Raw genomic sequence first — 10,796 nt, 5'->3', positions numbered from 1 at the left:
ACGCCACTACGCGCCCGTCCGGTCATGTCTTCTCCTACGTCAACGTTGACGTAACAGGCTTCCGGACATCCTCGGACGCCAGCTTGGTTGCCCATCACGTAAGCAGCACCACAGAACGCCGCACCTCCGGGCCTGTGCGGACTGTTCCGAGAAGTGGGGCTTTCGTTAAGTCATCGTTGACGCTAGCTTCGTGGTCCAGGTCACGACAAGCGGCCGTTACGCAAGCGTTACTCATGATGGAGCAGTGCATGCCCAGGGGCACGGTGCGCGCCGACCATGCGGGCCATCCCCGCACACCGGTCGCGATGAGGCCGCGCGGCCGGCGCCGATCGGACACGGGTGCGCAACAGATCGTTGACAGCCAGTTCATCCTGATGAATCCTTCACCGAACCAAGTGCCCAAACGATTTGGCAGGTCGCGGTGAAGCGCATCGGGATCAAGGACGTGGCCGCGGCGGCCGGTGTCTCCGCCACCACCGTCTCCCACATCCTCAACGCGGTCGAAGGCAAGCGGATCAACGCCGAGACGCGGACCACCGTGCTCCGGGTGGCCCGAGAGCTGGGTTACCGCCCGAACAGCCTGGCCCGCGGTCTGCGGACCAGCCGCACCTACACCGTGGGCTTCGTCGGCGACGAGATCGCCACCACGCCCCACGCGGGGCAGATCATCCAGGGCGCGCAGGACGCGGGCGCCGAGCGAGGCCTGCTTCTGCTGATGCTCAACACCGGGGGCGACCCGGAGCTGGAGCGCAAGGCGATCACCCTGCTGGTGCAGCACGGTGTCGACGGCATCCTCTACGCGTCGATGTACCACCGGGTCGTGCAGGTGCCGCAACAACTCCGGTCGGTGCCCACCGTCCTGGTGGACGCGAGTGCGGACGACCCCGCGGTCCCCTCGGTCGTGCCCGACGAGGAGCAGGGCGGGATGACGGCCACCCGGGAGCTGCTCGCGCACGGCCACCGCAGGATCGGGTTCGTCACCAACACCGACGACATCCCGGCCACGCGGGGCAGGCTCGCCGGGTACCGGGCCGCGTTGGCGGAGCAGGGCGTCGGGTTCGATCCGGCGCTGGTCGTCGCCGACCGCTCGGACGCCCCCGGCGGCTACCGCGCGGCACGCGCCCTGCTGGAGTCCGTGCGCCGACCGACGGCCCTGTTCTGCTTCAACGACCGCATGGCGATGGGCGCCTACCGCGCGGCGGGCGAGCTCGGCCTCGCGATCCCGGCGGAGCTGTCCGTGGTCGGCTTCGACAACCAGGAGCTGATCAGCGAGAACCTCCACCCGGCCCTGAGCACCGTCGCCCTGCCGCACTACGAGATGGGGGCACGGGCCATCGCGCGGCTGCAAGCCCTCATCGACCCGCCGGACAGCCCTACCGGTCCCCCGCTCCAGGAGGCACTGCACTGCCCCCTGGTGAGCAGGGACTCGGTCGCCCCGCCGCACCGGTCTTGACCACCGGAACGGCGGAGCGACGTGAAGTGGGCGGCCGCTTGCACCGGCCGCCCGACGAGAACCAGCCAGCACGATGGAGGAACCATGAATGCCAGAACCAGGCGTCTCGCCTCGGCGAGTCTAGTGGCCGTCACCGCGGCGGCCGTGCTCGCGGGTTGCGGCGGCGCCGACGGCGGATCGGGCGCCGAGGGCGGCGTCCTCAAGTTGTGGACCCACAACGCGGGCAACGCCGCCGAGTACGACGTCGTGGAGAAGGTGGTCAAGGACTTCAACGCGAGCCAGACCACCTACAAGGTCGAGATCGAGGCGTTCCCCCAGGGTTCCTACAACGACGCGGTCGTCGCCTCGTCGTCTTCGAAGAAGCTCCCCTGCATCCTCGACGTGGACGGCCCCAACGTGCCCAACTGGGCGTGGGGCGGGTACCTGGCCCCGCTGGAGCTCTCGGGTGGCGAGGTCCCGTTGGACGCCCAGCTGCCCAGCACCGTGGGCAAGTACCAGGACAAGGTCTACGCCTTCGGCTTCTACGACGTGGCGCTGACGATGTTCGCCCGCAAGTCGGTGCTCGACGAGCACGGCATCCGCATCCCGACCTGGGACGAACCGTGGACCCGTGCGGAGTTCTCCGAGGCGCTGGCCGACCTGAAGGCGGGCGGGAAGTTCGAGCACCCGCTGGAGATGGGCACCGGAGGCAGTGGCGAGTGGTGGCCTTACGCGTACTCGCCGCAGTTGCAGAGCTTCGGCGGTGACCTGGTCGACCGCTCGTCGTACCAGACCGCGGAAGGCGCGTTGAACGGTCCCGAGGCGCTGGACTGGGCGAAGTGGTTCCGCTCGCTGGTCACCGACGGGTACATGGCGCAAAAGTCGGGCTCCAGCCCGAACGACGACTTCCTCAACGGCAAGTCCGCGATCGAGTGGGACGGCAGCTGGGACGCGGCCAAGAACGTCGACAAGCTCGGTGACGACCTGCTGATCCTGCCGCCGGTGGACTTCGGCAAGGGGCCGAAGATCGGCGGCGCCTCCTGGCAGTGGGCGATGAGCTCGAACTGCGCGAAGCCCGAAGGCGCACGGGCGTTCCTGGAGTTCACCCGCAAGACCGCGTACTTCACCGAGTTCGCCAAGGCCACCGGCACCATCCCCGCGACGGCCGCCGCCTCGGCCCAGATCCCCGGCTACGAGCCCGGTGGCCGGTACGAGCCGTTGGTGCGGTCGGCGAGGGACTTCGCGGTGGTGCGGCCCGTGACACCCGCCTACCCCTTCATCGCGTCGGTGTTCGAGAAGACAGCCAAGGACGTCGTCGCGGGCGCCGACCCGAAGTCCGCCCTGGACGAGGCGGTCAAGCAGATCGACGCCAACCTCAAGCAGAACAACTTCTACGCCGACTGACGGCTCCGCCTCGCCCGCCTGGTGGGGGCCCGACCGTCTCCACCAGGCGTGCCCGCTTCGTCCGGAGGTCTCGTTGACCGCCGCTGTTCCCCTACTCCCGCGCCTGCGAACGGCCCACGGCCGCACGCGGAGCGCCGCACGCCTGCGAGAGGGCGTCACCGCCATCGGCATGGCCGGCCCCGCCGTCCTGCTGCTGCTGGTCTTCTTCGTGATCCCGGTCGTGCTGGCGTTCGCGCTGGCCTTCACCAGTGCCCGCCTCGTCTCGCCGACACCGGCCCGTTTCGTGGGGCTGCGCAACTTCGCCATGCTGGCGGAGGACCCGATCTTCCTGCGCTCGGTGCTCAACACGTTCGCCTTCGCGGCCGTCGTGGTGCCCGTCCAGGCGGGGCTCGCCCTCGGGCTGGCCCTGCTGGTCAACGCGCGGTTCCGGGGCACGAACTTCTTCCGCACCGTCTACTTCATCCCGGTGGTCACCTCCATGGTGGTGGTGTCGATCGTGTGGACGTTCCTGTACCAGAAGGACGGCCTGCTCAACCGGATCATCGACGCGGTCACGTTCGGGCTCGTCCAAGGGCCGGACTGGTTGAACGACCCGTCCACGTCGCTGGCGGCGATCATCTTCATGTCGGTCTGGCAGGGCGCGGGCTTCCACATGATCATCTGGCTGGCCGGGCTCCAGACCATCCCGGCCGACCTGCACGAGGCCGCCTCCATCGACGGTGTGACCCGGTGGACGCGGTTCCGGTTCGTCACCTGGCCGGGGCTGCGGGCCACCCGCACGTTCGTGCTGATCACCATCACCATCTCGGCGTTCAGCCTGTTCACCCAGGTCAACGTGATGACGCAGGGTGGGCCGCTGGACTCGACCACCACGCTGGTCTACCAAGCCGTGCGCAGCGGTTACCAGCAGCAGCAGACCGCCTACGCCTCGGCGATCTCGCTGGTGTTCTTCGTGCTGGTGCTCATCGTCTCGCTCGTCCAGCGCCACCTCACCCGGGAGAAGGACTGACATGGCGACACCGTCACCCCGGCCGGCGCTGCGCAGGCTGCCCGTGCACGCCCTGCGGGTCGTGCTCGCGCTGTTCTTCGCGTTCCCCGTGGTGTTCATGCTGGTCTCGTCGCTCAAGCCGGACCAGCAGATCTTCGGCGACCTCGGCAGCCCCCGCGCGTTCCTGCCGGTCGGCAGCCTGTCGCTGGAGAACTACACCGCGGTGTTCGACCGCGTGCCGGCGGTCCGGTTCCTGCTCAACTCGCTGGGCGTCTCGGCGCTCACGATCGTGCTGGGCATCCTGGTCAACAGCCTCGCGGCGTTCGCGCTGTCGAGGATGCGCTGGCCCGGCCGCAAGCTGCTGCTCACCGTCATCATCGCCACGCTGATCGTGCCGTTCGAGACCTTCGCGCTGCCGATGGTGTGGTGGGTGAACAAGCTGCCCTGGCTGGAGGTCAATGGTTTCAGCCTCACCCTCACCGAGGGGTGGCTGGACACCTACCGGGTGCAGATCCTGCCCTTCGTCGCGAACGCGTTCTCCATCTTCCTGTTCCACCAGTACTTCCAGAGCATCCCCAAGGAGCTGGACGAGGCCGCGCTGATCGACGGCGCGGGCTGGTTCGGCATCTACCGGCGGATCGTCATGCCGCTGTCCGGCCCGGCGGTCGCGACGGTGGCGATCCTGACCTTCCTGCCCGCGTGGAACTCCTACCTGTGGCCGCTCATGGTGGTCCAGGACGAGGAGCTGCGCCCGGTCATGGTCGGCATCCAGTACTTCTTCCAGCTCAACGTCTCCTGGGGCCAGATCATGGCGTACTCGTCCATGATCACCGTGCCCGTGCTCGCGCTGTTCCTGGCCTTCCAGCGGTCCTTCGTCAACAGCATCGCCTCCAGCGGCGTCAAGGGCTGACCGCTCCTACCTCGAGGACTCCGTTGTCGACTCCCGACCCCCACCTGCCCGCGATCCACCTCAGGCCACCCCGGAACTGGATCAACGACCCCAACGGGCTCACCTTCCACGACGGCCACTACCACGTGTTCTTCCAGCACAACCCCCACGGGCCCGACCACACCGGCGTCCACTGGGGACACCACCGCAGCACGGACCTCGTCACGTGGGAGGAACTGCCGGTGGCGCTGACGCCCACACCCGGCGGCGACGACGCCGACGGCTGCTTCTCCGGCAACGCGGTCTCCGACGGGGACCGGATGCTGGCGTTCTACTCCGCCTACCGCACCGACCGCTGGTGGCAGCCCATCGCCACGGCGGAGTCCCGGGACAACGGCCTCACCTGGCACAAGCACCCCGGCCTGGTGATCCCGACCCCTCCCGAGGGCACGTCGATGTACCGCGACCCCTACGTCTGGCGCCACGGCGAGCGGTGGCGGATGCTCGTCGGCGCGAGCGTCACCGGCGACCGCGGCGCGGCGCTGCTGTACGAGTCGTCGGACCTCGTGGACTGGCGGTACCGCGGGCCGTTCTTCGCCGACGGACCGGACGTGGACGGCTGGACCGGCTGGGAGTGCCCCCAGTACGCCACCTTCGGCGACCGCGGTGTGCTGGTCGTGAGCCTGTGGGACGTGGTCGCCGGTCCGCGCAGCACGCGCGTCTACGTGGGCGGCGAGCAGGCGGGCCGGTTCGTGCCCACCGGTCACCGGCCGCTCGACCACGGTCCGGACCTGTACGCGCCCGCCCTGCTGCACGCGCCCGACGGCCGCTGGTTGCTGTGGGGTTGGTCGTGGGAGGCCCGCGACCAGCAGTGGTCGCGCGACGCGGGCTGGGCGGGTGTCCTCACCGTTCCCCGCGAGCTCTCGCTCGCCGAGGACGGGACGGTGCGCCAGCAGCCCGCCACCGAGGTCCTCGGGTACCGCGGGCGCAAGGTCGTGCACGCGACGGGCTGGTCCGCCGCGGACGACCTCGGCGCGGTCGGCACGGCGTTCGACCTCACCGCCCGCGTCCGGCCGCGCGGCGACGCGCCGTGCGGCCTGAGGCTGGAGACCGCCGCCGGTGAACACCTCGACATCGTGGTCGACCCGGTCGCGGGCGAGCTGGTCGTGGACCGCGACCACGCCTCGCTCGACCCCCGTGCCCGCGGGGGGCGCTACCGCGTGCCGCTGGGCGGGCAGCGGGATTCGGTCGACTTCAGGGTGATCGTGGACGGTTCGATCGTGGAGGTGTTCCTCGACAGCGGCGAGACCCTGACGTCGCGCTGCTACCCGACCGGTCCGGCGCCGTGGCGGTTGCGGACGTTCGGCGGACCGGACCACATCGTGGACGTCTGGGAGCTGCACGCCGACGTGCGGCGGGCCGCGGTCGGCCAGGACGAGCTGCGCACGACGGCGAGCTGACCGCGAGGGCCCGGTCGACCCCCGACCGGGCCCTCGCGCCGCTCACGCGCGGGGAGGCGCCACCGATCCGCGCTCGCGCAGCGGCATCGTCACCCGGTGCACGCCGGAGACCTGCGCCTGCTCGTCGAAGACCAGCTCCACCGCCCGACGTCCCATCTCGTAGTGCGGCAGGGCGAGGGTGGTCAGCGCGGGCCGCAGCCACGAGGCGATGTCCTGGTCGTCGAACGAGACGATCGAGACGTCGCCGGGCACGGACAGGCCCGCTTCGGCCAACGCCTGGTAGGCGCCGAACGAGACGCGGTCGGTCGAGCACACCAGCGCCCGCAGCGGCACGTCCGAGGTGAGCAGCGCCCGGACCTCGCGGTAGCCGTCCTCGGCGTTCCACTCGCACTCCACCACTCCGTCGAGCATCGCCCGCTGCGCGCGCAGGACCTCCTGCAGACCGCGCATGCGCTCGATGCCCGCGAAGATGCCCTCCGGGGTCGCGGGCACGGCCTGGTGGCCGCCGATGGCCCAGATCCCCGAGCGGTGCCCGGCGTCGACCAGCACGCGGCCGGCCTCGCGACCGGCCGCGATCTCGTCGGGGATCACCGACGGCGCGTCGAAGCCGGGCGCCAGGCAGTTGAGCAGGACGACCCGGCGTCCGTGCAGTTCCTTCGGCGGGACGACGTAGCGGGTGAACATGGTCGCCAGGATCACCGCGTCGGCCTGCCGGTCCAGCAGCACGTTGACCACGGCGGACTCGGAGGAGCCCGCTCCGCCGGTCTCCGTGATGATCAGCGCGTGGTCCCGCTCCGCCGCCGCCTCCAGGGCGCCCCGGACCACGTCGCCCGCGAACGGGGTCGTGGTGATCCCGTCGGAGACGAAGCCGATGGTCTTCGTGCTCTTGGTGCGCAGGCTGCGGGCCGTCGCGTTGGGGCGGTAGCCGAGGGCCTCGGCCGCTTCCCGAACCCTGGCGCGGGCGGCCTCGGAGATCCGCACGCCCTCCCGCCCGGACAGCACGAACGACGCCGTCGTCGGCGACACGCCCGCGCTGCGGGCGACATCGGCCATGGTCACCCGTCGTCCACTCGTCATCGTCACCCCTCGTCGGATCGCCACGCCGGCGTGCGGCCTCCCGCGTGCGACAACAGTACGTCTCCCCCGCGCACGGGTCCGGCGCCGCGCGGGTGCTCCGCGCGGCGCCGGACGGGCGGGGATCAGCCGGTCATGGCGCCCATGCGCCAGACCGTCATGGACTCGATCACCGCCCCGTCACCGAACAGCCGCAGCCCGAGGGAGTCGTCGCGGTGCGGGTACGCGCGGGTCGTGATCGACTTGTGCGCGTTGGCGAACGCCTCGACCGACGACCGGTCGACGAAGACGTCGAGCGTGAGCTTGCCGTTCTCCAGTGCCAGCGGTCCGCTGTGGACACCCAGGTCGGCGTCGAGGCTGGACCGGTTGCCGGCGCGCGTCCGGTCCACGCCGAACTGGCCGGCGCCGACGTCGTGGAACAGCCTGGTGCGCTCCTCGTCGCCGGGGCTGCGCAGCACGTCCAGGCCGAAGCGCTGGGTCGGGCCGGGTTTCATGGTCAGCCGGACGTGCAGCATGTCGCCCTTGACCGCGGCCAACTGGCTGTTGACGGCGTCGATGCCCGTGGGCGTCTTCAGGTCCAGCAGTGGCGTCCCGACGTGCAGCGCGGACACCTCGCGGACGGGGTTGATCGCCAGGTCGCCGTCCGGGCGCACGCCCAGCTCCACCGGCAGGCCCGCGTTGTGCGCCCACCCGGCGTCGAAGTGCGCCTGCTCGGTGCGGCGGTCCTGGGTGATGCTGAACAGCAGGGACCGGCCGTCCGGGCCCACCGTGCCGCTGGGCCCGGTGAAGTGCTCGCCGTAGTCGAACAGCTTCGGCGTGGTGGTGTCGGGGGTCCAGCGGCGGGCGTTGGCGTCCCAGGTGCCGACCCAGTAGAAGGTGTTCTTGCTGCTGTGCGGGCTCGCGCTGGTGAAGGCCGGGTTGACCACGAACGCGTGCTTCTGCCGTCCCGCGGCGTCCTTGCCGATGGGCAGCAGCACCGGCAGCTCCCACACCTGGCCGGTCTTGGGGTGGGCGCCGACGTCGCCGGTCATGAGCGGACCGGCGTAGGCCCAGTCGGTGAGGTTGGTCGAGGTGTACAGCAGGGCGGTGCCGCCGACGTCGGCGCCGGAGGTGGTCTGGACGCCGGACCCGACCAGCTGGAACCAGGTGTTGCCCTCCTGCCAGACGTACGGGTCGCGGAACTCGCCGAACCGGACCTTGCGCCCGGCGCCGACGTCGAGGTCGGCCCGCTGCTCGGTCACCAGGCGCGGCTCCATCCGCCACTCGACCAGGTCGGGGTCGTCCGGGTTCACCGGACGGGCGAGGCCGGTGGCCTGGTTGGGGCGCTTGGAGTCGTCGCCCGCGGTGATGAGCAGCACCGGGTCGCCGTTCTGGTCCAGCGTCGCGCCGCCGGACCACACGCCGTCGGGGGCGACGCTGCCCGCCGTGGGCGCCAAGGCGACCGGGAGATCGCGCCAGTGCACGAGGTCCTTGCTGACCGCGTGGCCCCAGCTGATGTTGTGCCAGTACGGGCCGTGCACGTTGTGCTGGTAGAACAGGTGGTACTGCCCGTTGGCGAAGATCGGCGAGTGCGGCTCGTTCATCCAGTGGTTGGGCGCGGTGAAGTGGTAGCCGGGGCGGTACTTGTCCCCGTTGTAGCGTGACCGGTCCTGCACGATGTCGGCCTTCGGGATGGTTCCGCCGGCGAACGTGGCCAGGGCCGCGGAGTGGTCGGCGGCGACCTCGGCCGGGCTCAAGGCCTTGCGGTGCAGCTTCACCTCGTCGATGAGGCCGCTGAACATGTTCACGGCGAAGGTGCCGTTGATGATGACCGGCTGGTTGTGCTTGCCGATCAGCAGCGGCACACCGGACTGCTGGAGCCGGGCGCCGGTCGGGATGGCGGTCTCGGCCACCTGCGTGCCGTTGAGGTAGAGCCGCATCCGGCCCTGGGCCGGGTCGAACGTGGCCACCAGGTGCGCCCAGGCGTTGGTGCGCAGCGCGGCCGACGGGGGAACGGCCACCTCGCGCCAGGCGTCACCTGTGCCGACCCCGAACTTCCAGGTGCCGTGCCGTCCCACGCCGAGGGAGAAGCCGCGGTTCGCGGTCTGCTCCTGCTGGTTGACGATCGCGGAGACCTTGCCCTCGTCGCCCCACTCGAAGCCCTGCGGGGCGACCCACGCCTCGACGGTCAGCGCGTTCTGGTCCAGCGGCACGGAGCCCGCGCTGCGGCTGACCCAGGTCGAGTATCCGTCGAACAGCAGCGCCTTGGACAGCACGCCCTTGCCGTCGTTCGCGGGTTGCCACAGGGGGTCGCTCTTGGGCTTGTAGACGGCCTGGTTGAACACGTAGCTGATCGGGTCGGCCTGGCCGCTGACGCGTTCCACGGTCGAGGCGCCCGAGCCCTCCCGGAAGTCCCAGTGGGCGGCCGTGCTGCCGATGGGCTGGTCCAGTCCGACGCGGACGTCGTCGAAGTTCAGGTGGCCCCAGCCGCCGGTGGCCTGGTCGACCAGCTTGATCCGCACCTGCTGGCCCAGCCGGTCGCGGACGTCCCAGGTCACCCTGCGGTACGACTCGCCGTCGGCGCCGGTGGCCTTGTGCAGGACCGTCCCGTCAACCGTCGTCAGCGCCGCGTACAGGGTGGCCTCGTCCCGACCGCCGCCGACCAGGACGCTGACCACACCGGTGCCCGACACGGTGAACGGGTCCGAGGTGAGCGTGCCCGTCGCCGCGTCACCGCCGCTCTTGAAACCCCACAGGTGGTGGGTTCCCTGCTGGTTGAAGCAACAGCCCCAGCCCCAGCCCGTCTCGGTGGTCAGCGCGGTGGCGAACGCCGTCCCCTGGGCCGTCCAGCCGGTCAGGTTCCCGGCTTCGAAGCCCGGGTTGGTCAGGCCGCTGCTCAGCGGCTGGTCGAGCCCGACGCGGACGTCGTCCAGGTTGAGGTGCCCCCAGCCGCCGGTGTCCTGGTCGACCAGCTTGATCCGCACCTGCTGGCCGAGTCGGTCGCGGACGTCCCAGCTCACCCTGCGGTACGCCTCGTCGTCCGCGCCGGTGGCCTTGTGCAGCACCGTTCCGTCGGCCGCGATCAACGCCGCGTAGAGGTTCGCCTCGTCGCGACCACCGCCGATCAGCAGGCTGACCACACCGGTGCCGGACACGGTGAACGCGTCCGAGGTGAGCGTGCCCGTCGCCGCGTCACCGCCGCTCTTGAAACCCCACAGGTGGTAGGTCCCCTGCTGGTTGAAGCAACAGCCCCAGCCCCAGCCGGTCTCGGAGGTCACGGCGTTCGCGAACGCCGTCCCCTGGGCCGTCCACCCGGTCAGGTTCCCCGACTCGAACCCCGCGTTGGCCAGGGCGCCGGGTTCCGCGGCGGCTGCCTGGGTGGCCAGTGGTGGACCGAGCGACGCGCACGCGATCAGCGCGACCAACAGGAGCCTGGCGCGACGCACCAGGCCGCCGGCGGCATGACGTGCCATGTGACGCCTCCTCGACGTTGAGGTGATAAATCGAATCTCGACAAGCGCCGATGCTGCGCGCAGGCGTCCGAGGTAAACAAGGTGGTAACGAGGCAAC

The 10,796-nt window shown here is 70.6% G+C and carries 7 protein-coding genes; 5 read left to right on the top strand and 2 right to left on the bottom strand.

Annotated features, from left to right (window positions below):
• Positions 1–421 precede the first annotated feature (421 nt).
• From ACFQ3T_RS16145 to ACFQ3T_RS16125, 5 genes are all read left to right on the top strand, one after another.
• On the top strand, positions 422–1,453 hold the full coding sequence (locus tag ACFQ3T_RS16145; RefSeq protein WP_380724083.1) for a LacI family DNA-binding transcriptional regulator: 1,032 nt from the start codon (positions 422–424) through the stop codon (positions 1,451–1,453).
• Between the two features lie 123 nt (positions 1,454–1,576).
• Positions 1,577–2,836, top strand: a complete 1,260-nt coding sequence (locus ACFQ3T_RS16140; protein ID WP_380724082.1) for an extracellular solute-binding protein — start codon at positions 1,577–1,579, stop codon at positions 2,834–2,836.
• A gap of 169 nt (positions 2,837–3,005) precedes the next feature.
• Positions 3,006–3,845: a carbohydrate ABC transporter permease gene (locus ACFQ3T_RS16135; protein WP_380724081.1), complete on the top strand. Its 840-nt coding sequence runs from the start codon at positions 3,006–3,008 to the stop codon at positions 3,843–3,845.
• 1 nt (position 3,846) lies between these two features.
• On the top strand, positions 3,847–4,734 hold the full coding sequence (locus ACFQ3T_RS16130) for a carbohydrate ABC transporter permease (RefSeq protein ID WP_380724080.1): 888 nt from the start codon (positions 3,847–3,849) through the stop codon (positions 4,732–4,734).
• A 23-nt stretch (positions 4,735–4,757) separates the two neighbouring features.
• On the top strand, positions 4,758–6,173 hold the full coding sequence (locus tag ACFQ3T_RS16125) for a glycoside hydrolase family 32 protein (protein WP_380724079.1): 1,416 nt from the start codon (positions 4,758–4,760) through the stop codon (positions 6,171–6,173).
• A gap of 42 nt (positions 6,174–6,215) precedes the next feature.
• Here ACFQ3T_RS16125 and ACFQ3T_RS16120 read toward each other — a convergent pair whose 3' ends face one another.
• On the bottom strand, positions 6,216–7,250 hold the full coding sequence (locus ACFQ3T_RS16120; RefSeq protein WP_380724078.1) for a LacI family DNA-binding transcriptional regulator: 1,035 nt from the start codon (positions 7,248–7,250) through the stop codon (positions 6,216–6,218).
• 122 nt (positions 7,251–7,372) lie between these two features.
• Positions 7,373–10,699 carry a GH32 C-terminal domain-containing protein gene (locus tag ACFQ3T_RS16115; protein ID WP_380724077.1) on the bottom strand — a complete coding sequence of 1,109 codons (3,327 nt, stop codon included), beginning with the start codon at positions 10,697–10,699 and terminating at the stop codon, positions 7,373–7,375.
• Positions 10,700–10,796: the final 97 nt, after the last annotated feature.

The sequence above is a fragment of the Saccharothrix hoggarensis genome, from assembly GCF_042678885.1.
GTDB classification, from domain to species: Bacteria; Actinomycetota; Actinomycetes; order Mycobacteriales; family Pseudonocardiaceae; genus Actinosynnema; species Actinosynnema hoggarensis.
The sequence above is the reverse complement of the archived record's forward strand: the minus strand, read 5'-3'. Positions and strand labels throughout refer to the sequence as shown.

What these genes read in the sequence shown, in the direction of transcription:
- ACFQ3T_RS16135 (WP_380724081.1), top strand. Translation starts at nt 3,006, where the DNA reads ATGGCCGGCCCCGCCGTCCTGCTGCTGCTGGTCTTCTTCGTGATCCCG.
- ACFQ3T_RS16130 (WP_380724080.1), top strand. Translation starts at nt 3,847, where the DNA reads ATGGCGACACCGTCACCCCGGCCGGCGCTGCGCAGGCTGCCCGTGCAC.
- ACFQ3T_RS16120 (WP_380724078.1), bottom strand. Translation starts at nt 7,250, where the DNA reads ATGACGAGTGGACGACGGGTGACCATGGCCGATGTCGCCCGCAGCGCG.
- ACFQ3T_RS16115 (WP_380724077.1), bottom strand. Translation starts at nt 10,699, where the DNA reads ATGGCACGTCATGCCGCCGGCGGCCTGGTGCGTCGCGCCAGGCTCCTG.